Source organism: Actinomycetota bacterium (assembly GCA_005888325.1).
Classification (GTDB): Bacteria; Actinomycetota; Acidimicrobiia; order Acidimicrobiales; family AC-14; genus AC-14.
In genome coordinates this window covers 10,196-32,382 of sequence record VAWU01000025.1, presented here as the reverse complement: position 1 = coordinate 32,382, position 22,187 = coordinate 10,196, and the positions used below count along the sequence as shown (strand labels likewise).

The following is a 22,187-nucleotide window of genomic DNA, read 5'->3' as shown; positions in this document are numbered from 1 at the left end:
CCCGCTCACGACACGAGCTCCAGCGCGCCCCGCAGCGCCCGCCGGTACACCGGGTCGTCGCCCATGCGCGTGAGCGCGTCCGCGAGCGAGCGCGAGGGCCAGCGGGCGCGCAGGCGCCACGTCTGGTCGATCGTGGGGCCGTCGTCGATCTCGACCGACGAGTGGATGACGCGCTCGGCCGCGGGTCGCGCCACCGCGAACCGTCCGACGCGCCCTTCGTGCTCGGCGGAGATGTGGATCGACACGTGCTCGGCTTCCTCGATGTGGACGTGCGCTCGGGTGAGCTCCAGGGTGGCCATGAGCCAACCGGCCAGGAGGTGACGGGGACCGTAGTGCCCGGCCACCTCGACGCGGGTGACGTGATCGAGGAACGGGCGCGAGGCGTGGCCCTCGAACAGGCCCGCCAACAGGCTACGCCACGGGGCGATGCGCACCCACGACAGGTCGGTGACCGGCAGGCGCCGCAGCAGGCGGGCCACCTGGGCCAGGGAGTCGGGCTGGTCACCGATCGCCCGGGTGTCGACGACGAGGCGATCGGCGGTCCGGAGCAGGGGATCGCCCGGCGAGGGCAGCCGGTTGGGCAGCCAGACGGCGACGGGGAGGTCGGGGAGGGTGAACGGCTCGATGAGCGAGTCGAGGTGCCAGCGGGCGGGTCCCCGCACCCGGAGCACGACGTCCTCGAAGCACACCGTCGGCCCCTGGTCGCGCAGGCTGTGCACGGAGACGATGGCGTCGATGCCGGGGTCGTCGTCGGTGTCGGCGACCACGAGGACGAGCGTGCGCGACGGATGACGGGCGCCGAGCTCGCGCACCGTGTCGATGGTCACGTCGACGATCTCGGGGTCGCGAACCACGGCCACGAGCGTCAGCACGCTCGTGCGCACGGCCGCCCGCTGCTCGTGCCGGCGCAGCTCGGACAGCGCCGCCGCGATCTGGGCGACGGTGACGCCGTCGCCCTCCCACGATCCGAGCGTCGTGATCGGCGCGCTCTTGGGCTCAGCGTCGTCGGACCGCGGCCCGTCGGCGGTCACGGCTTCCGCCACTGCCGCCCGTCGCGCGCGAGGAGCTGGTCGGCCTCCGCCGGCCCCCAGCCGCCGGCTTCGTAGCGCGCCAGCGGCGCGGTCTCGTCCGCCCACGCGCGCAGGATGGGGTCGACGATCTGCCACGCCTGCTCGACCTCGTCGCTGCGGATGAAGAGGGTCTGGTCGCCGACGAGCGCGTCGAGGAGCAGCCGTTCATATGCCTCGGGCGTCTCTTCAAGGAAGGCGGCGCCATAGAAGAAGTCCATCGAGACCGACCGCACCTGGAACTCCTGGCCCGGGACCTTGGCGCCGAAGCGCAGCGTGATGCCCTCGTCGGGTTGAATGCGAAGGACGAGGGCGTCGGGGGCCAGCCCGATGGCCTGCCTCTCGTTGAACGCCAGGTGCGGTGGACGGTGGAACTCCATCGCGACCTCGGTGACGCGCTTGGGCAGGCGCTTGCCCGTGCGCACGTAGAACGGCACGCCCGCCCACCGCCAGTTGTCGACCTTGAGTCGCATCGCCATGTAGGTCTCGGTCTGGCTGTGCGGGTCGACGCCCACCGCGTCGCGGTAGCCGGGCACCTCTTCGCCCCCGACCCACCCGGCCGTGTACTGCGCCCGCACCACGTGCTCAGCGACCTCATCGACGGACATCACGTCCACCGCCTTGAGCGCCTTCACCTTCTCGTCGCGGATGCCATCGGCGTCGAAGGTCGCAGGCGGCTCCATGAGCGTGAGCGCGAGCACCTGCATGACGTGGTTCTGCACGATGTCGCGCAGCGCGCCCGCCTTCTCGTAGAAGCTCCCGCGGTGACCCACCCCGAGCTCTTCGGCGACGGTGATCTGCACGTGGTCGACGTAGCGCCGGTTCCAGATGGGCTCGAAGATCGTGTTCGCGAAGCGGAGGGCGAGGACGTTCTGGACCGTCTCCTTCCCGAGGTAGTGGTCGATGCGGTACACCTGGTCCTCGGCGAACCCGGCGTGCACCTCCGCGTCGAGGTCGCGGGCACTCTGCTCGTCGTGTCCGTACGGCTTCTCGATGACGATGCGCACGAACGCACCATCGGTCGTCGGCCGGTTGAGCCCGTGCTCTGCGAGCCCGCTCACGATCACCGGGAAGGTGGCCGGCGGCGTGGCCAAGTAGTACAGCCGGTTGCCGCTGGTGCCACGCTCGCGGTCCAGCTGGTCCAGCACCGATTTGAGCTGGTCGAACGTCTCGGGGGAGCCGTAGTCGCCGGCCACGTAGCGGAAGCCGCCGGTGAACGCGGCCCACACCGGCCCCGCCTCGTCGCCACCTCCCCCCAGCTTCTCGACCGCGACGCGCATGCGCTCGCGGAAGTCGTCGTCGGCCATCTCGGTGCGCGCCACGCCTACGACTGAGAAGCCGGCGGGCAGCAGCCGGCGCAGGGCGAGCCGCTCCACCGCGGGCATGAGCTTGCGACTGGTGAGGTCGCCGGACGCGCCGAACACGACGAGGACGGCCGGAGGCGCCACCTTGTCGCCCACCGCCTCCGTCAGTGGGTTGGTGTCGCTCACGCCGTTCCGGCCAGGCGGTCGCCCTTCTCGCGCAACGTCTCGATGAGCTCGTCGAACGACTTGGCGAAGGAAGCCACGCCCTCGTCCTCGAGTACCCGACCGACGTCGACCATGTCGACGCCGACCGCCGCGAGAGACGCCATGACGGCGCGCGAGTCGTCGACGCCCTCGTCGATCGTGCGGGCGATGCGACCGTGATCCTCGAACGCCTCGATCGTGCTCTCGGGCATCGTGTTGATGGTGTCGGGCCCGATGAGATCGTCGACGTAGAGGGTGTCGGGATAGTTGGGGTTCTTGGTCGACGTCGAGGCCCACAGCGGCCGCTGCACCCGGGCGCCCCGTTTGGTGAGACGCTCCCAGCGCGCGCCCGAGAACTGCTCGAGGAAGAGTTGGTACGCGAGCTTCGCCTGGGCGACGGCTGCCTTGCCGCGCAACGCCAGCGCGTCGGGCGTGCCGATCGCGTTGAGACGGCGATCGACCTCGGTGTCGACCCGGCTGACGAAGAACGAGGCCACGCTGTGCACCGGCGCCAGGTCGCCGTCGTAGGCCTCGAGGCCCGAGAGGTAGGCCTCGATCACGTCCGCGTAGCGCTCGAGCGAGAAGATCAGCGTGATGTTGATGCTGCGGCCCTCGCTGATCATCTGGCGGATGGCGGGCACGCCCTCTGCAGTCGCGGGGATCTTCACGAACAGGTTGGGTTGGGCGATCCGCCGGTGGAGGTCGCGCGCCGATGCGATGCTCCCCTCGGTGTCCAGCGCGAGGCCGGGCGCGAGCTCGATCGACACGAAGCCGTCACCACCCCCGCTCTCGTCGTAGACGGCGCGCAGGACCTGGAGCGCGTGCTCGATGTCGTCGATCACGAGGTCCCAATACGCGTCCTCGACCGACTCGTGGCGGCGGGTCAGCGCGTCGAACTGCTTGTCGTAGTCGCCGCTCGCGGAGATCGCCTTCTGGAAGATCGTGGGGTTCGACGTAATCCCCCGGATCCCGCACTCGACCATTCGTGCCAGCTCCCCGCTCACGAGGTAGCCGCGCTTGAGATTGTCGAGCCACGGGCTCTGGCCCTGCTCCCGGAACAGTTGTCGCAGCTTGGTGTCGCTAGCGCGTGAGCTCATCATCGACCCTTTGTCTTGGTGAGGAGGGCTCGGGCCCGCACCGCCACGTTGGCGGGGGTGAAGCCCAGGTTCTCGAGGACGACCTTCCCCGGCGCGGACGCGCCGAAGCGGTCGATGGTCACCGAGTCGTCCGCGTAGCGCTCCCAGCCAAAGGGGCTCGCGGCCTCCACTGCGAGGCGCGGCAGTCCCGGCGGCAGCACCGACTCGCGGTACGCCTCGTCCTGCTCGGCGAAGAGCTCCCACGACGGGAGCGAGACGACACGCGCCGCGACGCCGTCCGCCGCGAGCAGCCGCGCCGCCTCGACGCAGACGTGGACCTCGCTGCCGGTGCCGATGATGACGAGCTCGGGCGCGCCGTCCGCCTCGACCAGCACGTAGCCGCCCCGTTGCACGCCCTCGTTGCCCGCGGTGCCCTCGAGCACCGGCACGCTCTGGCGAGAGAGCACGAGCCCGGTCGGGCCGTCAGAGTCGACGGCGACGCGCCAGGCCTGTGCGGTTTCGTTGGCGTCGGCCGGGCGGATCACGCGCAGCTGCGGCATCGCCCGCATGGCGGCCAGCTGCTCGACGGGCTGGTGGGTCGGTCCGTCCTCACCGAGCCCGACGGAGTCGTGGGTCCAGTGGTAGACGACGTGCGCCTCGCTCAGGGCGGCCAGGCGCACGGCCGGACGCATGTAGTCGCTGAAGCAGAAGAAGGTGCCGCCGAAGGGGAGGACGCCGCCGTGCAGCGCCATTCCGTTGAGGATGGCGCCCATGCCGTGCTCGCGGATGCCGAAGTAGAGCAGACGGCCGCCGGGGTCGTCGTTCGACTGGACGCCGTGGTCCTTGAGGTTGGTGCCCGTGTTCCCGGTGAGGTCGGCGCCCCCGCCTAGCAGCCCGGGCACCACGTCGGCCAGCGCGTTGACTACCTGCCCACCGGCTTGGCGGGTGGCGACCGACTCGCCGGGCGCCCACGTCGGCAGCTTCGCCTCCCAGCCCGCGAGCCCGCGACCCGCGAGGCAGGCGTCGAGCTCGGCGCGATCGCCCGTCCACCCGTCGAGGCGGGTGTGCCACGCGTTGCGGAGGCGCTGGCCGCGGGGGATCGCCTCGCGGTACATCTCGACCACCTCGTCGGGCACCCAGAAGGTCTGGTCGGGTGGCAGTCCGAGGATCTCCTTGGTGGCGCGCACGTCGTCCTCGCCGAGCGGGTTGCCGTGCGCCTGCTCGGTGTCGGTCCATCTCGGTGACGGCCAGCCGATGTGGCTGCGCACGATGACGAGCGACGGCTTGTCCTCGACGTTCTTGGCCCGGCGCAGCGCGGACTCGAGCTTCTTGGTGTCGTTGGCCGCCTCGCCGAGCTGCTGCACGTGCCAGCCGTAGGCGCGGAAGCGTCCGGCGACATCGTCGCTGTAGGCGAGCTCGGTGGGACCGTCGATCGAGATGTGGTTGTCGTCGTAGACGTAGACGAGGCGGCCGAGGCCCAGGTGGCCGGCGAGGGAGGCGGCCTCGTTGCTGATGCCCTCTTCCAGGTCACCGTCGCTGCAGATGACGAACGTGTGGTGGTCGCAGATCTCGCGATCGAAGCGGGCGCGGAGCCAGCGCTCGGCGATGCCCATCCCGACCGCGCTCGCGAAGCCCTGGCCGAGCGGGCCGGTGGTGATGTCGACCCCCGGCGTGTGGTGCACCTCGGGGTGCCCGGGCGTGCGGCTGCCCCATTGCCGGAAGGACTTGAGGTCGTCGAGGGTGAGCCCGTAGCCGGTGAGGTAGAGCATCGAGTACAGGAGGATGCATGCGTGGCCCGCGGAGAGCACGAACCGGTCGCGGTCGGGCCACGCCGGGTCGGTGGGGTCGTACCGCATCACGCGCGTCCACAGGACGTGGGCGAGCGGAGCCAGCGCCATGGCGGTGCCGGGATGGCCCGAGTTGGCGCGTTGTGGGGCATCCATGGCGAGACCGCGGATGACGTTGATGCCCAGCTGCTCGAGATCGGTGTCGGCCACGGCTCCTCCCGAGATCGCCCGCGGCCACCCTACTCAGGCGGGGGAGGAACGAAGTTCGGTTCCGCCCGCGTCCCGGGTCACGCGTGCCGGGTCACGCTTCGGCGAGGAAGTGGGCGACGTTGCGGGCCGCGATGGTCATCGTCGCCGACTGCGGGTTCACGCCGGGGGCGTCGGGCAGGAGCGAGGCGTCGTTGACGCGCAGGTTCCGGAAGCCCCAGACGCGGCCGAAGCTGTCCGCGCCCGTCCGCGACTGCTCCTCGCCCATGCGCACGGTCGAGGTCATGTGGACGGTCATGAGGTTCGTGCGGCGGCGCGTGACCGCGTCCCACCACGCCACCAGATCCTCGGTGCGCCGGGCGACGAGGCCGTCGGCCACCGACGGGTACAGCTCGGTCGCCCCTGCCGCCAGGAGCACCTCGCCCAGGTGCACGAGCCCGCGCGCCAGCCGGCTCATGTCGGCCTCGGTGAGGCGGTACGTGACGAGGGGCGCCCGTGCGCCCGGCACCGCCATGACCCGTCCGCCGGCGTCGCTGCGGATGGCCGCGTAGTAGACGAGCACGTGCTCCCAGTTGTCGAGCGCGTCGCGGTAGTCGCCTGCTGATTCCGCGAGGGCCATGGCGACGTGTCCCCGCCGGCTGGCCGAGCCGCCGATGGTGAGGTTCGGCGCGAACTCCGTGATCCGGTGCATCGGCACGCCGTCGTGGTCCAGCGGTTGCGGGAAGCGGGCCGCGATCTTGATCGTGGGGTGCAGCTTGAGGCCGGCGCCGACGCCGTGCCGCACACCGCTGCGCTGCAGGAGAGCGGGCGTCTGGATGGCGCCGCCGCAGACGAAGACGTGATCGGCGTGGATGGTGATGTGCTCGACGGCACCGCCGGCGTGGCGACGACGGCACCGGGCGCCGATGATCCGGTCGCCCTTGCGCAGGAGCCGGGTCACGCTGCAATCGGCGATCAGCGATGCCCCGGCGTCGAGCGCGCTGGGCAGGAGCGTGCGCGTCATCGTCTGCTTCACGCCCCGACCGTTCGTGTCGTAGCGGAACACCCGGGAGAACTCGACGTTGCGCCAACCGAGCTTGGTGGCTCCCCGTTCCAGGACGGCCGACGACGGCGGCGGCGCGCCGGGCACCCGTGAGACGGACAGCTCCCGCTCGACGCCCTCGGCGTAGCGATCGAGCGTCTCGGGGCTGAACTCGTCGATGCGGTACGTGTGCCGCCATTCGTCGGCCAGGTACGGCGGGAGGCGGTGCCAGAGGCCGCTGTTGATCTCGGTGCTGCCGCCGACGCACCGGCCTTCGGCGTAGGCGATGGTGGGAGAGCCGAGCGCGGCGGACAGCCCCCGGTGGCGGTACTTGGCCACCATCTCCTCGAGCGAGAAGGGCTCGAGCGCGTCGGGGTCGACCCAGGGGCCTTCCTCCACCACGACGACGCGGCGCCCGGCCCGGGCCAGGGTGGCCGCGGTCACCGCGCCACCGGCACCCGAGCCGATCACGAGGACCTCGGCGTCGAGGGTCGTCATGTCGCCACGACCTGGGCGGGTCGGTGGCCCAGCTCGTGCTCCGCGAAGAGCACGAGGGAGCGGAGCAGACGCACGTACTGACGCACCGGGTCGAGCCGGCTGGACTCCAACCGGTCGAGCGACGCGCCGGGCGCCGACCGGCCGGCGCCGCCGCGAACTCTCGTCCACGCACCGAGGGCCACCGACTCGGCAGCCATGCCCGCGCGGAGGTGCTCGGGCATGGCGCGGAGTGTCTCGTCGACGTACGCCTCGACCTCGGCCCGCAGGCCCTCGTCGAGGTTGGCGGTGAGCGTCGTGACCACCTGGCGCTCGAACCACAGCATGGGCTCGTCAGCTTAGAGGGCGACCGGTTGGCCCGTCGCATCGTGGGTGCGACGACCGGCCCGAGCCGGCCGTGGCGATGGTGACCGGCCGCGAGGTGCCCGTTACGATCGGGAGATCGTCGCGCCGACTTCCTCATTGCCGCGCCCTGCGGCAGAGCCCGAGCCGCTCCCGGCGACACCCAGGGGTCGTGGAACGATGCGCCTCGCCCTCCTGCTCGCGCTTCTGCCGCTCGCGGTGTCGGCCGTCTTCGTCGTCGCGACGAAGGGCGCCACGTACACGCCGACAGCCGACAACGCGCTCATCGAGCTGAACACCCGAGATGTCGGTCATCACCCGGTGCTCGTGGGTCTGGTCTCGCGCGACGGATGGAGCCACCCGGGCCCCGTGCTCTTCTACCTGCTGGCTGCGCCCTACCGGCTCATGGGGAGCTCGTCGATCGCACTCTCGGTCGGCGCGATCGCGATCAACGCCGCGGCCATCGCCGGGATGGCCGTGGTGGCCCGGCGCCGAGGTGGCCTGTCGTTGATGCTGCTGACGCTCCTCGGCATCGGACTCCTCGTGCGGGCCCTCGGCTCCGAGTTCATGCTCGATCCGTGGAACCCGTACATCCCCGTCCTCGCGTTCGGGCTCCTCGTCTTACTCGTCTGGGCGATGACGTGCGGGGAGACGTGGGCCCTTCCGGTCACGGCCGGGGTGGGCTCGTTCTGCATCCAGACGCATGTCGGCTACCTGCCCCTCGTCGCCCCGCTGGTCCTCTGGGGCGTCGCCTGGCTGATCTGGTCGCTGGCCAGGGCGCACCGCCTCGCGGCTCTGGCGCGGGCCGGCCTCGTCACCGCGGCGGTGCTCTCCGTGCTCTGGCTGCCACCACTGCTCGACGAGGTCCTCCACTCGCCCGGCAATCTCACCGAGGTCGTCGACTACTTCCGCCACTCGGGGAAGTCGGCGCACACCCTCGCCGACGGTTATCGCGTCATGGGCGCGCAGTTCGGGCTTACGCCGGAGTGGCTCACCGGAGCCGATCCACCCAGCCCATTCACCGGAGAGCCCCCGTCGCTCTACTCGAACCCCATCCCGGTGCTGCTCCTCCCGCTGGCGGCGAGCGCGATCGTGCTCTGGCGACGGCGAGGCTCCGATGCGCGCCGGCTGCTGGCCACCCTGGGCGTGGCGCTGGCCCTCGGTGTCCTGGCCGTGGCGCGCACGCTCGGCGACGTCTTCGCGTACCGGCTGCGCTGGACGTGGGTGCTTGCCATGGTTGCGGCCGTCGTCGTTGCCTGGACGGCATGGACCTGGATGGCCCGGGTCGCGCCTCGAGTCGAAAAGCGGTGGCTCGTCCCCGTCTCCGTCGGCGCGCTTGCCGTTCTCGCAGTGACCAACGGTGTCAGTGCGGCCCGCGGCGGCGTCCCTCGCGGGGAGGAGTCGGTGCGATTGCGCGCGCTCATGCCCTCGGTCGTCGCTGCGCTTCCCAAACGCGATGGCGACGTCATCGTGCGTAGCTCCTCGTTCGTCAGCACCTTCTACGCGGCAGGGATGGTGCTGGCGCTCGAGCGCCGCCACCTTGCGGCCCGGGTCGACCCGACCCTCGAGGTGCAATTCCACGAGCATCGCGTCCATCGGCGGGGCCAGGTGCGGGAGATCCTGACCATCGCGACGAACCTCGGGATCGATGAGCTCGCCTCGCGATCGGATCTCCGGCTCGTCGGCTATACGGGCGTCGTCTCCCTCGGCGAGCGGGCGCGCCTCATGAGACGCGTGTCGGTGCTGGAGCAGGCGCACCGCGCCGGTGAGCTCGACGACCTCGGTTACTACGTCCAACGCAGCGAGATCTCGAAACGGCTCGACCGGCCCGTCGTGGGCGTGTTCGCGACGCGCGGCGCGTCGCGCAGTTGACCGCTACGCGGCACGCGGGCCGAGGAGCACGACCGATGCGGTGAACCCGTGCAGGAAGTTCCGGCCCCCGACCGGGCCGAGCTCGCCGGCGCACGACATGCCGGCGACGGTGCGGTGCCCCAGCGTGTCGGCGACGACCTCCGCGTCGTGGTCGGGCGCGCCGAACAGGCGCGAGCCCCGCCCGTTGCACGTGAAGAGCAGCGCGGCCTCGGCCATCCGCCCGCTCATGAGCTCACGCAGGTCCTCGTCGGCTGACGCCGCGTCGCGAACCTGGAACTGCGCGGTCTGCCCGACCTCGACCAGGTCGCCGACCGCGATCGCCCCGTTGTCGGGGTCGGCGCCGATGAGGTTGCGGATGAGGAAGTCGCCGCGGTCGTAGGTGGCCCGCTGCTCGTCGATCACGCGGCCGAGGTGCACGCCCTGGCCGAGGAGACGGCGGTCGTCGTCGGACGCGCGACGCGCGACCTCCTGCAGACGCTCGAGCGCGGGCCGGCCCGCGAGCTCGTAGACGATGTTGCGCTCGGCCTTGGTAACCGCGAAGGGATCGCCCACGGGCCGGCACCCCTGGGAGACGACCGTGGCCACGCCGACGTCGGGCCCGAGGAACGCGCCCACCGCGCCGTGGTCCACCACGCGGTCGTCGAGCACGAGCCGGTTGCCGCCGGGGCCGCGCGCCGCGGAGGCCATGCCCCCCACGACGGGCAGGTGGGGGAAGTCGTCGCCGGCGCGCGCGAGGAACGCGTCCGCGGGGAACGAGAAGGGATCGGCGAGCAGCAGCAGCGCGGACGGCGTCGCCGGCACCGGGTCGGGCCAGCCAACCAGGGTGTCGCCGTCGGGCGTCGTCTCCAGCCGGAGATGGAACGGCGCGACCGACCCGGTGTGACCCGCCCAGAGGCTGACGGCCGCCTGCTCCTCGACCTCGCGGTCGCCACCGACGACCGTCTCCGCCGCGCAGCCGACGAGCGCGCCGGGCCGGAGCACCGTGCGCACGGCGCGGGCGGCGTCCTCGAGCGCGCCGGCATGGGGCGCCGTGACGAAGAGGACCGCGAGGTCGGGCGGTCGGCCGGCCCCGAGGCCCTCGAGCACCTGGCCCGCGACCTCGCCGACGGCGGCGGCGGTGATGGGGTGCTCGGACAGTCCCGCGGCGTACGCCATGCCCGCACGCTAACGCCGCACCATCGTGCTTCCGACGCGGACGTCTCTAACGCGCCCGCTCGCCGTCCACCCACACGGCCGCGACCCCCAGCGACTCGTCGAGCGCCACGACGTCGGCATGGGCTCCCGGCTCGAGCCGGCCGCGATCAGAGAGACCGAGGAGGTCGGCCGGCGTTGTCGCCGCGGCGCGGACGGCATCGGGCAGTGGCACGTGGGCCTCGCTGACGACGTTGCGCACGGCCTGGTCCATCGTGAGCGCGCTCCCGGCCAGCGTGCCGTCACCCAGGCGCGGCGCCCGGCCGTCGAAGTGCACGACGATCTCGCCGACCGTGGCGGCCCGCCATGCGACGGCATCGGTGATCAGCGCGACACGCGTCGCACCCTTGGCTCGGAACGCGACGGCGATCGCGCTGGGGTGCACGTGCACCAGGTCGGCGATCAGCGACACCGCGAGGCGGTCGTCGGACAGCGCCGCGCCGAGGAGCCCCGGCGTGCGGTGGTGCAGGGACGGCATGCCGTTGAAGCAGTGCGTGACCAGGCGCGCGCCGGCGTCGACGGCGGCCTCCGCCTCTTCGAACGTCGCCGCGGAGTGGCCGAGCGCCACCAACACGTCTCGCTCGCGCAACAGTCGGATGGCGTCGACCGCGCGCACTTGCTCCGGCCCGAGGGTGACGAGCGCGACCGTCTCGGGCAGCGCCGCCAGCCACTCGAGGTCGAGCGCGCGCACGAGGTCGGACGGGTGCGCACCGTGCATCTCGCCGAGGAACGGGCCTTCCAGGTGCGCGCCCGCGATCGCTGGGCGCGCGCCGCGCCGGGCCGCGGCTTCGGCGATGCGCGCCAGGGGAGCGGCGAACGAGTCGAGCGGCGCGGTGACGAGTGTCGGCACCCACGTCGTCACGCCCTGGGCGAGCAGCAGCGCGTCGAGCCTCGTCCAGTCGCTGTCGCGGGCGTGCGCCACGTCGACATCGTCGACGCCGTTGACCTGCAGGTCCACGAACCCGGGCGCGAGCGTGCGTGGCGGGACGGGTCCGGAGGTCGGCGCGACGGTGACGATGCGGCCCCGGTCGATCTCGACGACACCGGGCTCGAGCACGCGGTCGGGTGTGATGACCCTCGCCGCGGCCAGCGTGGTCATGAGCTCAGGCGGCGACCGCTTGCTTCAGCTTGGGCTGCGCGTGACGGACGTTTGCCCACCCGCGTCGCACGAGGAAGCGGATGACCGGCCACGCGGGATCGACCTCGCCCCGGCCCATCGACAGCCGGGCGGAGGTGGGCGCCGCGTGGTGGTTGTTGTGCAGTCCCTCGCCGGCGGCCAGCCAGGCGAGCCATTGGGAGTTCGCGGCCCGGTTGGGGTGGGGCCGCTTGCCGAAGGTGTGGCCCACGGCGTTGACGGCGGCGTTCAACGACAGGTACAGCACCACGTGCACGAGCGCGGCGAGCAGCGCGAGCCACGGGCCGAACAGCACGCACAGGATCGCGATGCCGATCCCCAGGCCGAGCAGCGCGTGGTCGAACAGCAGGTGATCCCAGCGGTCGGCCGGGAGGTCCCGCGCGTAGCGGGCCACCTCGGCCCGGTCGCGGGCCACCCGCCGGTAGAGCACGGCGTTGAGGAGCTGGACCTTGGGGAAGCCCATCAGGACCGGCGAATGAGGGTCACCCTCCACGTCGGTGTAGGCGTGGTGCTTGCGGTGCACGGCCACCCACTGGCGGGGACGGATGCCGGTGGTGATCCACGTGACGACCCGGAACAGGCGGGTGAGGCCCGGTGTCACGGTCATGGCCCGGTGCGAGAGCGCACGGTGGAGCCAGATCGTCGTGACGAAGAGCGCGAGCTGGGTGACGAGGACCGCGCCGACCACCGCGGCGAGGGGGGACCTGAGCATCAGCCCACGGTATCCTACCGACCGGTCGGTAGGGACCATCAGTGGTCAGCAGGCGGCGGGCGGCTACCCTGCGCCTGTGGCGGCAACTCACCCTGCGCCGCCCAAATCGGAGATCCCGGCGCAGTCAACCCGAAGTGCCATCCTGGCTGAGGCCCTCCGTTGCTTCGCCGAGCACGGTTACGAGGGCACGTCGCTCAACGACATCGCCGCCGCCGTGGGGATCCGCCGGCCCAGCCTCCTGCACCACTTCCCGTCGAAGGAGGCGCTCTACCGCGAGGTGTTCGAGGGTGCGCTCGGCGACTGGTACGCCCAGGTCGAGGGGGCCGCCGAAGGGCCGCGCGAAGGCTGGCCCATGGTCGACCGCATGCTGACCGCGGGCTTCCACTTCTTCATGGAGCACCCCGAGTTCGTGCGACTCGTGCGGCGCGAGGCGCTGGAGGGGAGTGGCCGGCTCGGCGTCGAGCTGGGCGCGGTGCTCCAACCGCTCTTCGCCCGCGCGGTCGCGTTCTTCGAGCGCGAGATGGCGGCCGGGCACCTCCGGGCCCAGGACCCCGAACAGCTCCTCCACACCGGCTACGGCGCCCTGCTGTCGTACTTCAGCGACGTGTCGTTCCTCGAGGCGCTCCTCGGGCACGACCCGCTGACGCGGAGCGCGCTCGAGCAGCGCCTCGAGCACGTGCGTGCGTTCTTCCGGGCCGCGCTCCAGCCCGATCAGTAGAGTCGCCGAGCGTGTCGACGGCCGCCCCTGACCCGCTTCAGCTCTTCGCCGACAGCGCGCCCGACCGGGCCGCGGTGATCGAGGGCGACGCCGTCACCACCTACGCCGAGCTCAACCGCGAGGTCAACCGGCTGGTGAGCGGCCTGGCCTCTCTCGGCGTGCGGAAGGGCGAGGTGGCGGTGTGGTGCGGCCCCAACAGCCGCCAGGTCATCGCCTTCATGCACGCGGCGCGCAAGCTCGGGCTCATGGCGGTCCCCCTGGCCTACCGGTTCACGCCAGACGAGATGGCGTACGTGATCGACAACAGCGGTGCCGCCCTCGTCGTGGTCGACGCGGAGCAGGCGCCGATCGTCGCCGAGCTCGACGGAAGGGTGCCGAAGGTACGAGAGGTCGTGGTGCATCGCGGCGACCACGGCGAGTTTCGCTCATGGGACGACGTCCTCGCGCTCGGCACCGACGACGAACCTCCGCCGACGGGTGCCGAAGGCCTCGGCGCGACGATGATCTACACCTCCGGCACCACGGGCAGGCCGAAGGGCGCACGGCGCACGCGCACCGACCGTGATCTCGTCTTCGCGCTGTTGCAGGAGCTGCGGATGGGCTTCGACGAGGTCCACCTCACCACCGGCCCGCTCTACCACTCGGGCCCGAACGCGTTCGCGCTGCTGTCGATGGCCATGGGCGGCACCGTCGTGGTGATGCGGAAGTTCGACGCGCGCGAGTGGGTGCGTCTGGTGCGGAAGCATCGGGTGACGTCGACGTTCAGCGCGCCGACGCAGCTCAAGCGCATCGTGTCGCTTCCCGAGGACGAGCTCGCCCGGGCCGACTGCTCCTCCATGCGCACGCTGATCGCCAACGCCGCGCCGGTGCCGTACGCGTTGAAGCAAGAGGTGATCGAGAAGCTGGGTGACGGCTTCCTGTTCGAGGTCTACGGCTCCACCGAGCTCGGCGTCGACACCGTGCTCCGTCCGGAGGACCAGTTGCGCAAGCCGGGCTCGTGCGGGCGCCCCTACGGCAACATCCGACTCAAGGTGGTGGACGAGGCCGGTGACGAGTGCCCGCCCGGCGACCCGGGCGAGCTCTACATCCGCACCACGCTCGCCATGGACGGCTACCACGAGACCGCGGAGCAGCTCAGCGAGCTCGGCGCCGGGAGCGGAGGCGAGCCCGCCGCTTCCGGGGACGAGGCGTGGAAGTCGGTCGGCGACGTGGCGCGCATCGACGAGGAGGGCTTCGTCTACATCTGCGACCGCAAGAAGGACATGATCATCAGCGGCGGGATGAACATCTACCCGGCCGAGATCGAGGCCGTGCTCTACTCCCACCCCGACGTGATGGACGCAGCCGTCTTCGGCGTGCCCGACGACGAGTGGGGCGAGAAGGTGCACGCCGTCGTCCAGCCGCGTGCCGGCCGTGAGATCGACCTCGTCGCGCTCGAGGCGTTCGTCGCCGAACGGCTCGCCGGCTACAAGCGCCCGCGCTCGTGGGAGCTCCGCGACGAGCTGCCACGCACCGAGAGCGGCAAGCTGCTCAAACGCCTGCTGCGCGACGAGCACTGGTCGGGTCGCGCGTCGAAGGTCTAGGCACGTTGGCGCCCTCTGACGCGCGGGTACAGGTTCCGCCCAACTGCGACCTCACGCTCGGCATGGTGTGCGTCGACAAGCGTGAGCCCGGGCGCACGGTGTGGCGCATGCTCGCGGACGAGCGCTTCGCCAACCCCACGGGCATCGTGCAGGGTGGGTTCCTTGCCGCGTTCGCCGACTCGGCCATGGGCGCGAGCTCCCTCACCTACGCGCGTGAGCGGAAGGTCTTCTCGGCCAACGCCGAGCTCAAGGTGTCGTTCCTGAAGCCGGCGCGAGTGGGCTCGGTGCTCACCTGCACCGCGCACGTGATCTCCGGCGGGAAGCGGGCCGCGTTCCTCGAGGCCGAGGTGGTCGACGACGAGGGTCGCATGGTGTTGAAGGCCACGTCGACCTACCTGCTCGCGCCGCGGGAGCAGTGACCGCACGCGGGGCCGCGCGCAGGGCCCGGCCGCGCGCACGCTCGGCGCTAGCGACGTCGCTGTTCCTCGTCGCCGCGGTGTGTGCCGCGCTGTTGGCGTGGCCGGTGGGCCCGTTCCGCCCGCTGAGCGGGACGGCTCGAGCTGCGGATGCACCCGCCGCGGGGCGGGCCACGCCCGTGCTGAGCCTGCGGCGGGCGCCGGCCTTCCTCGCCCGGCTGGCCGCCGGCCATCGGCTGCAGGACGGCATCGACCGGGTCCTCGCCGACGCGCGGCTCGCCACGACGGGTGGACGGGCGTGCGTGGTCGTCCACGCCGCCGGCGGCCGGGCGGTCTACGCCCGGCACCCGGACCTGGCGCTGGCGCCGGCGTCCACCGTCAAGCTCCTCACGGCCGTGACCGCGCTCCGCCGCATCGGTCCCGACGCCCGGCTCAGCACCGACGTGCGCGCGGACCGGTTGCCCGTCGACGGTGTGGTCGACGGCGACCTGTGGGTCGTCGGGGGCGGCGATCCGCTGCTCGCCACGGCGGACTTCGCGGCGAGCGCCGGCCTCTCCGGAGCTCCTCGTCCTGCGTCCCGGCTGGAAGACCTCGCAGGCGCGATCGTCGCGGCCGGCGTACGCCAGGTGCACGGCCGCCTGCTCGGCGACGATCACCGGTACGACACGTTGCGTTCCGTGCCGACGTGGAAGCCCGCCTACGTCGAGCAGGGGCAGTCGGGGCCCCTCAGCGCGCTGATGGTGAACGGTGGCTTCACGCGCCTCCGCCCGACGCCGTTGCCCGCGAGCGCGCCCGCGGCTGACGCCGTGGCCCGGCTGGCGTTGCTCCTCGCTCAGCGGGGAGTGCAGGTCGCCGGTGTGGGCGAGGGTGTCGCGCCCCAGGGAGCGGTCGCGGTCACGTCGCTCGCGTCGCTGCCGATGCGTCAGATCGTGACCGAGATGCTGCGCGACAGTGACAACACGACCGCCGAGCTCTTGACCAAGGAGCTGGGCTTCCGGTTCGGCGGCGGCGGCAGCACGGCGGCGGGCGTCTCGGTGCTCGACGCCATGGCCCGCGCCCTCGGCAGGGGAGTCGCCGGCGGTCTCGTGCTCGCCGACGGGTCGGGGCTCGACCGCTCCAACCGCGCCACGTGCGGTGCGCTGACCGCGCTGCTCGACACGCAGGCGGGACCGGACGGGCTGGGCGCGCTGCTGCCGGTGGCCGCGCGCAGCGGCACCTTGGTCGCACGCTTCGCCGGCACGCCGGCCGCGGGCCGGGTCGCGGCCAAGACGGGCTCGCTCGAGGGCGTCGTCGCGCTCAGCGGCTACGCGACCGATGCGCGAGACGAGCGCCTCGCGTTCACGGTGCTCGTGAACGACCCGCGTGACGACGTGGCCCACGTTCTCGTCGACCGCGTCGGCGTGTTGCTCGTGGGCTATCCGCAAGGGCCCGCACCCGGGGAGCTCGGACCGGGGCAGCCGTGAGCGCGTGGCTCCCCATGTTCCCGCTCGAGTCGGTGCTCTTCCCGTCGGCGGTGCTGCCGCTGCACGTCTTCGAGCCGCGCTATCGCGAGCTCACCCGGCGCGTGCTCGACGGCGACGGCGAGTTCGGCGTCACCCTCATCGAGCGGGGGAGCGAGGTCGGCGGCGGCGACGCGCGCTTCGCGATCGGCACCCGGGCGCGCATCGTGCAGGCGGCCGAGCTGCCCGATGGGCGATGGGCGCTGGTGGCGGTCGGCCTGCGGCGGATCGCAGTGACCCGTTGGCTGCCGGACGCGCCCTTCCCGCAGGCCGACGTGGACGACCTGCCCGAGCCCGCGCCGGGGCCCGAGGCGGGCGCCCTCCTGGCCACGGCGGACGGGTTGCTGCGACGCACCCTGGGCCTGCGGGCCGAGCTCGGCGATCCCGCGGCACCGGCCACGGTCGAGCTCGCTCTCGACGTGACGACCGCGGCGTTCCAGATCGCCGCGCTCGCGCCGATCGGTCCCGCCGACGCGCAGCGCGTGCTGGAGACGTCGGGCACCGACGGGCGTCTCCGGCTCCTGGCGAGGCTGCTCGAGGAGGAGGCCGAGGTGCTCGAGGCGCGGGCGGCGGGGGGTTGAAGCTGCTCGTGCGCGGGCCGCGGAAGTAAGGTCGGGCGCCATATGGCGGACACGACCGGCCAGGAGAAGAGCCTGGCGACCCACGTCACCGAGCTGTACGAGCTCGTCCTCGCGTATGCGAAGCAGGAGACACTCGACCCGGTCAAGAGCCTGGGTCGCTTCATCGGCTTCGGCGTGGCGGGGTCGCTCGCGTGCGGTCTCGGCGCCGTCATCATGCTGCTCGGCGGGTTGCGCGCCCTCCAGACCCAGACCGGGACCCGTCTGCAGGGCAACTGGTCGTGGGCGCCGTACGGCATCACCGCCTTCGGGTGCGCAGTCATCATCGCCCTGGCCATGACCATTCGCGCTCGCAAGCCCAACCGAGGAGGACCGAGCAAATGACGCTCGTCGACAACGGCCAGATCTCGCGGAACGACATCGAGAACAAGCTGCGCGAGATCCGGGGTGACGTCGACACCGCCACCGAGTCGGCCAAGAGCGTCGGTCTCATCGTCGCCGTCGCCGTCGTCGTGGCCGTCGTCGGCATCGCGTTCCTCAGCGGCCGGCGCCGGGGCCGCAAGCTGTCCACCGTGGTGGAGATCCGGCGCGTCGGATGACGGCCGTCGTCCGCCGCTACCTGACGCGTAACGCCACGAAGCGCGGGTTCCTCGGCGGCTCACGGCCGTGGATGGCGGTCGGCGTGGTGCTCTTCGGAGCCCGTGTGTTCAATCGGTTCTTCGGCGGCGAGGCCAAGGTGCTCTACTCGGAGAAGCTCGACCGGGGGAAGACGCTCGTGATCTCCTACCCGGGGTCCGAGGTCGAGGTGCTGTCGCGCGAACCGCGCTGATTCCGTACCAAGATGGGGACGTGCGAGTCCTCTTGCGCAATCCGACGCGCGAGATCGAGGTGGCGGGGCCCATGCGCGTGCAGAGCCTGCTCGATCGGCTGCAGCTGAACCGCGAGTCGGTGCTCGTCATCCGAGACGGCACGCTGGTCACCGGCGACGCCGCGCTCGACGACGCCGACACGGTGGAGGTCCGACCGGTGATCTCGGGAGGAGCAAGGTGAAGTGCCGGCGCTGTCGGCAGCCCGCGGTGATCGAGGTTCGCCGCCACAACGCCGGGTTCTGCGCGGACTGCTTCATCCGGCACTGCCGCGAGCAGGTCAGGCGCACCCTCGACGACTTCGCGATGATCGGCCCCGGCGAGCGGGTGCTGGTCGCGGTGTCGGGCGGCAAGGACTCGCTCGCGCTGTGGGACATCCTCCTCGACCTCGACGTGCCGGCGGACGGTCTCTACCTCGGCTTGGGGATCGAGGGCTACAGCGACTCCTCCGCGGCCCACGCGCGGGCGTTCGCGGCCCGGCGGGAGGCGCACCTCGTCGAGGTCGACCTGCCCACCGATTTCGGCTATGACATCCCGACCGGGGCCCGCGCTGCGCGCCGGGCGCCGTGCTCCGCGTGCGGGCTCTCGAAGCGACATCTGTTCAACCAGGCTGCGGTCGACGGCGGCTACGACGTCGTGGCCACCGGCCACAACCTCGACGACGAGGCGGCTGTGCTCTTCGGCAACGTCCTGCGTTGGGCGACCGACTACCTGGGGCGGCAGCTCCCTGTTCTCCCCGCGTCCACCGGCTTCGTGCGCAAGGTGAAGCCCCTCGTGCGCCTTGGCGAACGCGAGACCGCGGCCTACTGCGTGCTGCGCGGCATCGACTACATCGTCGAGGAGTGCCCCATGGCCGTGGGCAACAAGCACCTCGGCTACAAGGAGGCGCTCAACGCCATCGAGGACCAGTCGCCGGGCGCCAAGTCCGCGTTCTACTTCGGCTTCCTCGACCGGGTTTCGTCGATGTTCACACCGGTCGCGCGCGCCGAGCAGGAGGGGCTGCGCCGGTGCGCGCAGTGCGGGGCGCCGACGCCGGGCGAGGTCTGTGCGTTCTGCAAGCTGGTCGACCGGGCCGCGCGCTCCGGCGACTGATGACCGAGCGGGTTTGATGGTCGGGCGGCGCGGATGAGGGGGCCGTTCCGGGCCGGTGAGCGGGTGCTGCTGGTCGACGCCAAGCAGCGGCGCTACCTCGTGCTCCTCGCCGAGGGCGGCGAGTTCCACACGCACACCGGGGTGACCGCGCACGACGATCTCATCGGGCGGGAGGAGGGCGTCTCCGTGCGCTCGAGCTCGGGCGCGCGCTACATGGCGATGCGCCCGACGCTCGCAGACTTCGTGCTCAAGATGCCGCGGGGGGCGCAGGTGATCTATCCCAAGGACCTGGGCCCGCTGCTCATGCTCGCCGACATCCACGACGGCGTGCGCGTGCTCGAGGCGGGCGTCGGCTCCGGTGCGCTCTCGATGACGATGCTCCGGACCGGCGCGTCGGTCGTCGGGTACGAGCTGCGGGCCGACTTCGCGGCGCGCGCCACGGCGAACGTCCGGTCCTTCCTGGGCGACCAGGTGGACTTTCGAGTCGAGGAGCGCGACGTCTACGCGGGCATCGACGAGACCGACCTCGACCGTGTCGTGCTCGACCTCCCCGAGCCCTGGCGCGTGGTCAAGCACGCCGAGGCGGCGCTGCACCCCGGCGGGATCATCGCCGCCTATCTCCCGACCATCGGCCAGGTGGCCCATCTGCGCGAGGCGCTCGACCACAGCGCGTTCGCGATGGCCGAGACGATCGAGGTGCTGCAGCGCTCGTGGCACATCGAGGGTCAGTCGGTGCGACCCGACCACCGCATGGTCGCCCACACCGGCTTCCTCACGGCCGCCCGGCTGTTGAACGACGCGGCCCGGTGAACCAGCTCGACATCCTCCTCGTCATCCTCATCGTCACGGCGGTCATCGGTGGCTACCGTCTCGGGTTCCTCGCGCGCGCCACCTCGTGGATCGGGCTCATCATCGGTCTCCTCGTGGCGTCGTACTTCCTTCCCGACATCGTCAAGTCGCTGCAGAGCTACCAACCGTCGAGCCGTTTCCTGATCGCGTCGGGCGTGTTCCTCGGCGCGGCCTTCGTCGGGCAGGCCATCGGTCTCGTGCTGGGCGCCAACCTCCACCGCGCCCTGCCGCTCCGGGGGCCGCTCCGCCAGATCGATCGCGGCGCGGGCGCGGCGGCGGGCATGGCCGGGGTGCTGGTCACCATCTGGCTGCTCACGCCGGCGATGGCCGACGTGCCGGGATGGCCCGCCCGCCAGGCCCGCTCGTCACGCGTGGCGAAGGCGGTGAGCGACGTCCTCCCCCGGCCGCCCGACACCCTGGGCGCACTCCGGCGCCTCGTCGGTGACGACAACTTCCCTCACGTCTTCGGCCGCTTCGAGGCCGCGCCCGACACCGGACCCGCGCCGGTCGATTCCGGGCTCACCCCGGCCACCGTCGACCGTGTGATCGCGTCGACCGTGAAGGTGGAGGGGATCGCCTGCGGGCGCCAGCAGGACGGGACCGGCTTCACCGTCGCGCCCGGCGTCGTCGTCACCAACGCGCACGTCGTCGCCGGCGAGGGCGCCACCGACGTGATCTTCGGTGGCAACCGGGTCCAGGCGTCCGTCTCGTCGTTCGACACTGATCGCGACCTGGCCGTGCTCCGGGTGCCCCGCCTCGGGCTCCAGCCGTTGCCGATCGCGTCGGCCGACGTCGGCGCGAGAGGCGCGGTGTTCGGCCATCCGCGCGGACAGGACGAGGTCGCGGTCTCGCCATCGGTCATCCGCCAGCACGTCGAGGCGGTCGGCCGCGACCTCTACGACTCGCACACGACCCGGCGCCAGGTCTTCATCCTCGCGGCCGACCTCGAGCCGGGTGACTCCGGTGGGCCGTTGGTCGACACCGCGGGGAGGGTGGTCGGCGTGGCCTTCGCCATCGCGCCCGACCGCCCGGGAACGGCCTACGCGCTGACCGACGTGGAGCTCAGAGCCGCGATCGCCACGCCCAACGGGCAACGCGCGACGGGACCCTGCCTGACGTCGTGACCGACTCCGCGCCGACCGACCTCGCCCGCTACTCGACCTCGATGAAGATGCACTCCCCGGGGCATTCCTCGGCCGACTCGATGGTCGCTTCCTCCATGCCCGCCGGCACCGCGGCCAGGCCCTGGACCCCACCCGGGTCGCTGAAGACCTTGCTGCCTTCCTTCACGTAGGCGAGGCCGTCGTCGAGAAGGGTGAAGACGTCGGGGGCGATCTCCTCGCAGAGACCGTCGCCCGTACAAAGATCCTGATCGATCCAGACCTTCATGGCCATGCGCCGAACTGCCTTCCGTGATGGGGGCTCGTCACGCTGTCGCGCCGAACGTACCGATGCCCCGGTGCCCTGTCAATTTACCAGGCCAACGCGAGGAAAACTCGAGTCAACCCCGGGTGTCAAACGCCCGAGGAAGAAGAGGGGCCGGTGTATGTTGGCCTCGAGGCCCCCGTCGAGGAGGTGGTTCCCGCGTCCGACTCCGAGTACGAACGTCGCCTGGGTGCCTATGAGCAGCAGGTCGCCGCCCTCCTCGAGCAGGCGAAGTCGCTCGAGGAAGAGGTCGTGCAGCTGCGCCGCAAGCTGCAGGAGGCACCCAAGCGCGTCCGCACGCTCGAGGAGCGGCTGCTCGAGACCAAGGGACAGCTGGCCCAGGCCGTCTCGCAGAACGAGAAGCTCTCGTACACCCTCCGCGAGGCGCGCGAGCACATCTCGGAGCTGCGCGAGGAGGTCGAGAAGCTCACCCAGCCACCGTCCGCCTACGGCACGTTCCTGGCCCGCAACGACGACGGCACGGTCGACGTCTTCTCCGGCGGCCGGAAGATGCGCGTCGCGCTGCACCCGGAGCTCGACACCGAAGACCTGCGCCGGGGGCAGGAGGTCGTGCTCAACGAGTCGCTCAACGTCGTGCTGGCGCGGAGTACCGAGGTGTCGGGCGAGGTCGTCACCCTCAAGGAGATGCTCGACGACGGCGCGCGTGCTCTCATCGTCGGCCGGGCCGACGAGGAGCGCGTGGTCGAGCTGGCCGACGAGCTGCTGGGTCAGAAGTTGCGGGCCGGCG

The 22,187-nt window shown here is 71.8% G+C and carries 24 protein-coding genes; 14 read left to right on the top strand and 10 right to left on the bottom strand.

Translation table 11 applies throughout. From position 1 onward, the window contains the following. Positions 1-5: 5 nt before the first annotated feature. The 6 genes from E6G06_09050 to E6G06_09025 all read right to left on the bottom strand — a co-directional run bounded on the left by E6G06_09050 (position 6) and on the right by E6G06_09025 (position 7,487). The gene (locus tag E6G06_09050) at positions 6-1,136 is read right to left on the bottom strand and encodes a hypothetical protein (GenBank protein ID TML91596.1); all 1,131 of its coding nucleotides are present in this window, start codon (positions 1,134-1,136) and stop codon (positions 6-8) included. Continuing rightward, on the bottom strand, positions 1,028-2,557 hold the full coding sequence (zwf, locus tag E6G06_09045) for a glucose-6-phosphate dehydrogenase (GenBank protein ID TML91595.1): 1,530 nt from the start codon (positions 2,555-2,557) through the stop codon (positions 1,028-1,030). Before zwf ends, E6G06_09050 begins: the two co-directional genes overlap by 109 nt. Next, positions 2,554-3,672 carry a transaldolase gene (tal, locus tag E6G06_09040; protein ID TML91594.1) on the bottom strand — a complete coding sequence of 373 codons (1,119 nt, stop codon included), beginning with the start codon at positions 3,670-3,672 and terminating at the stop codon, positions 2,554-2,556. The genes zwf and tal overlap by 4 nt, the downstream gene beginning before the upstream one ends. Next, positions 3,672-5,663, bottom strand: coding sequence for a transketolase (gene tkt / locus E6G06_09035; protein ID TML91593.1), 1,992 nt, complete (start codon positions 5,661-5,663; stop codon positions 3,672-3,674). Before tkt ends, tal begins: the two co-directional genes overlap by 1 nt. A gap of 76 nt (positions 5,664-5,739) precedes the next feature. Further along, positions 5,740-7,164 carry a GMC family oxidoreductase gene (locus E6G06_09030; protein ID TML91592.1) on the bottom strand — a complete coding sequence of 475 codons (1,425 nt, stop codon included), beginning with the start codon at positions 7,162-7,164 and terminating at the stop codon, positions 5,740-5,742. Continuing rightward, positions 7,161-7,487 (bottom strand): hypothetical protein, encoded by a 327-nt coding sequence (locus E6G06_09025; protein TML91591.1) that lies wholly within the window; start codon positions 7,485-7,487, stop codon positions 7,161-7,163. Before E6G06_09025 ends, E6G06_09030 begins: the two co-directional genes overlap by 4 nt. Positions 7,488-7,683: 196 nt before the next feature. Here E6G06_09025 and E6G06_09020 point away from each other — a divergent pair, with 196 nt between their 5' ends. After that, on the top strand, positions 7,684-9,375 hold the full coding sequence (locus E6G06_09020) for a hypothetical protein (protein ID TML91590.1): 1,692 nt from the start codon (positions 7,684-7,686) through the stop codon (positions 9,373-9,375). A 3-nt stretch (positions 9,376-9,378) separates the two neighbouring features. On the opposite strand, the gene E6G06_09015 is transcribed toward E6G06_09020, so the two are convergent. Genes E6G06_09015 through E6G06_09005 form a run of 3 tightly spaced genes read right to left on the bottom strand, consistent with a single transcriptional unit; the run spans position 9,379 to position 12,452 of the window. Next, the gene (locus tag E6G06_09015) at positions 9,379-10,530 is read right to left on the bottom strand and encodes a hypothetical protein (protein ID TML91589.1); all 1,152 of its coding nucleotides are present in this window, start codon (positions 10,528-10,530) and stop codon (positions 9,379-9,381) included. 46 nt (positions 10,531-10,576) lie between these two features. Continuing rightward, complete coding sequence (locus E6G06_09010; GenBank protein TML91588.1) at positions 10,577-11,665, bottom strand: N-acetylglucosamine-6-phosphate deacetylase; 1,089 nt, start codon at positions 11,663-11,665, stop codon at positions 10,577-10,579. 4 nt (positions 11,666-11,669) lie between these two features. Further along, positions 11,670-12,452 (bottom strand): hypothetical protein, encoded by a 783-nt coding sequence (locus tag E6G06_09005; GenBank protein ID TML91587.1) that lies wholly within the window; start codon positions 12,450-12,452, stop codon positions 11,670-11,672. Here E6G06_09005 and E6G06_09000 point away from each other — a divergent pair. From E6G06_09000 to E6G06_08945, 12 genes are read left to right on the top strand one after another with little or no spacing between them, the layout of a single operon-like run. Continuing rightward, positions 12,307-13,131: a TetR/AcrR family transcriptional regulator gene (locus E6G06_09000; protein ID TML91586.1), complete on the top strand. Its 825-nt coding sequence runs from the start codon at positions 12,307-12,309 to the stop codon at positions 13,129-13,131. The genes E6G06_09005 and E6G06_09000 overlap by 146 nt on opposite strands. An 11-nt stretch (positions 13,132-13,142) precedes the next feature. Further along, positions 13,143-14,714, top strand: coding sequence for an acyl-CoA synthetase (locus E6G06_08995; GenBank protein TML91585.1), 1,572 nt, complete (start codon positions 13,143-13,145; stop codon positions 14,712-14,714). A 5-nt stretch (positions 14,715-14,719) separates the two neighbouring features. Continuing rightward, positions 14,720-15,133, top strand: coding sequence for a PaaI family thioesterase (locus tag E6G06_08990; GenBank protein TML91584.1), 414 nt, complete (start codon positions 14,720-14,722; stop codon positions 15,131-15,133). Beyond that, positions 15,130-16,593: a D-alanyl-D-alanine carboxypeptidase/D-alanyl-D-alanine-endopeptidase gene (dacB, locus tag E6G06_08985; GenBank protein TML91583.1), complete on the top strand. Its 1,464-nt coding sequence runs from the start codon at positions 15,130-15,132 to the stop codon at positions 16,591-16,593. The genes E6G06_08990 and dacB overlap by 4 nt, the downstream gene beginning before the upstream one ends. Positions 16,594-16,607: 14 nt before the next feature. Continuing rightward, positions 16,608-17,210, top strand: a complete 603-nt coding sequence (locus tag E6G06_08980; protein TML91708.1) for a peptidase S16 — start codon at positions 16,608-16,610, stop codon at positions 17,208-17,210. A 42-nt stretch (positions 17,211-17,252) separates the two neighbouring features. After that, a complete protein-coding gene (locus E6G06_08975) occupies positions 17,253-17,591 on the top strand; it encodes a hypothetical protein (protein ID TML91582.1) in 339 nt (112 codons plus the stop codon). Beyond that, positions 17,588-17,806 carry a hypothetical protein gene (locus E6G06_08970; protein TML91581.1) on the top strand — a complete coding sequence of 73 codons (219 nt, stop codon included), beginning with the start codon at positions 17,588-17,590 and terminating at the stop codon, positions 17,804-17,806. The genes E6G06_08975 and E6G06_08970 overlap by 4 nt, the downstream gene beginning before the upstream one ends. Next, a complete protein-coding gene (locus tag E6G06_08965; protein ID TML91580.1) occupies positions 17,803-18,036 on the top strand; it encodes a hypothetical protein in 234 nt (77 codons plus the stop codon). The genes E6G06_08970 and E6G06_08965 overlap by 4 nt, the downstream gene beginning before the upstream one ends. Positions 18,037-18,056: 20 nt before the next feature. After that, complete coding sequence (locus E6G06_08960; protein ID TML91579.1) at positions 18,057-18,257, top strand: MoaD/ThiS family protein; 201 nt, start codon at positions 18,057-18,059, stop codon at positions 18,255-18,257. Beyond that, positions 18,254-19,165: an adenine nucleotide alpha hydrolase family protein gene (locus tag E6G06_08955; GenBank protein ID TML91578.1), complete on the top strand. Its 912-nt coding sequence runs from the start codon at positions 18,254-18,256 to the stop codon at positions 19,163-19,165. Before E6G06_08960 ends, E6G06_08955 begins: the two co-directional genes overlap by 4 nt. A gap of 33 nt (positions 19,166-19,198) precedes the next feature. Continuing rightward, on the top strand, positions 19,199-19,975 hold the full coding sequence (locus E6G06_08950; GenBank protein TML91577.1) for a tRNA (adenine-N1)-methyltransferase: 777 nt from the start codon (positions 19,199-19,201) through the stop codon (positions 19,973-19,975). Further along, complete coding sequence (locus tag E6G06_08945) at positions 19,876-21,138, top strand: MarP family serine protease (protein TML91576.1); 1,263 nt, start codon at positions 19,876-19,878, stop codon at positions 21,136-21,138. Before E6G06_08950 ends, E6G06_08945 begins: the two co-directional genes overlap by 100 nt. Positions 21,139-21,166: 28 nt before the next feature. Here the strand turns inward: E6G06_08945 and E6G06_08940 are convergent, their stop codons facing one another. Beyond that, positions 21,167-21,403 (bottom strand): ferredoxin, encoded by a 237-nt coding sequence (locus E6G06_08940; protein ID TML91575.1) that lies wholly within the window; start codon positions 21,401-21,403, stop codon positions 21,167-21,169. 222 nt (positions 21,404-21,625) lie between these two features. Between E6G06_08940 and E6G06_08935 the strand changes: the two genes are divergently transcribed. Next, positions 21,626-22,187: proteasome ATPase (locus E6G06_08935; GenBank protein TML91707.1), on the top strand; the 562-nt coding region annotated here is incomplete at its 3' end.

Excerpts from the sequence above, each read along its gene's own strand:
- tal (TML91594.1), bottom strand. The coding sequence starts at position 3,672 with ATGAGCTCACGCGCTAGCGACACCAAGCTGCGACAACTGTTCCGGGAG.
- E6G06_09030 (TML91592.1), bottom strand. The coding sequence starts at position 7,164 with ATGACGACCCTCGACGCCGAGGTCCTCGTGATCGGCTCGGGTGCCGGT.
- E6G06_09025 (TML91591.1), bottom strand. The coding sequence starts at position 7,487 with ATGCTGTGGTTCGAGCGCCAGGTGGTCACGACGCTCACCGCCAACCTC.
- E6G06_09020 (TML91590.1), top strand. The coding sequence starts at position 7,684 with ATGCGCCTCGCCCTCCTGCTCGCGCTTCTGCCGCTCGCGGTGTCGGCC.
- E6G06_09015 (TML91589.1), bottom strand. The coding sequence starts at position 10,530 with ATGGCGTACGCCGCGGGACTGTCCGAGCACCCCATCACCGCCGCCGCC.
- E6G06_09010 (TML91588.1), bottom strand. The coding sequence starts at position 11,665 with ATGACCACGCTGGCCGCGGCGAGGGTCATCACACCCGACCGCGTGCTC.
- E6G06_09000 (TML91586.1), top strand. The coding sequence starts at position 12,307 with ATGGCCCGGTGCGAGAGCGCACGGTGGAGCCAGATCGTCGTGACGAAG.
- E6G06_09005 (TML91587.1), bottom strand. The coding sequence starts at position 12,452 with ATGGTCCCTACCGACCGGTCGGTAGGATACCGTGGGCTGATGCTCAGG.
- E6G06_08980 (TML91708.1), top strand. The coding sequence starts at position 16,608 with ATGTTCCCGCTCGAGTCGGTGCTCTTCCCGTCGGCGGTGCTGCCGCTG.
- E6G06_08975 (TML91582.1), top strand. The coding sequence starts at position 17,253 with ATGGCGGACACGACCGGCCAGGAGAAGAGCCTGGCGACCCACGTCACC.
- E6G06_08970 (TML91581.1), top strand. The coding sequence starts at position 17,588 with ATGACGCTCGTCGACAACGGCCAGATCTCGCGGAACGACATCGAGAAC.
- E6G06_08965 (TML91580.1), top strand. The coding sequence starts at position 17,803 with ATGACGGCCGTCGTCCGCCGCTACCTGACGCGTAACGCCACGAAGCGC.
- E6G06_08950 (TML91577.1), top strand. The coding sequence starts at position 19,199 with ATGAGGGGGCCGTTCCGGGCCGGTGAGCGGGTGCTGCTGGTCGACGCC.
- E6G06_08940 (TML91575.1), bottom strand. The coding sequence starts at position 21,403 with ATGAAGGTCTGGATCGATCAGGATCTTTGTACGGGCGACGGTCTCTGC.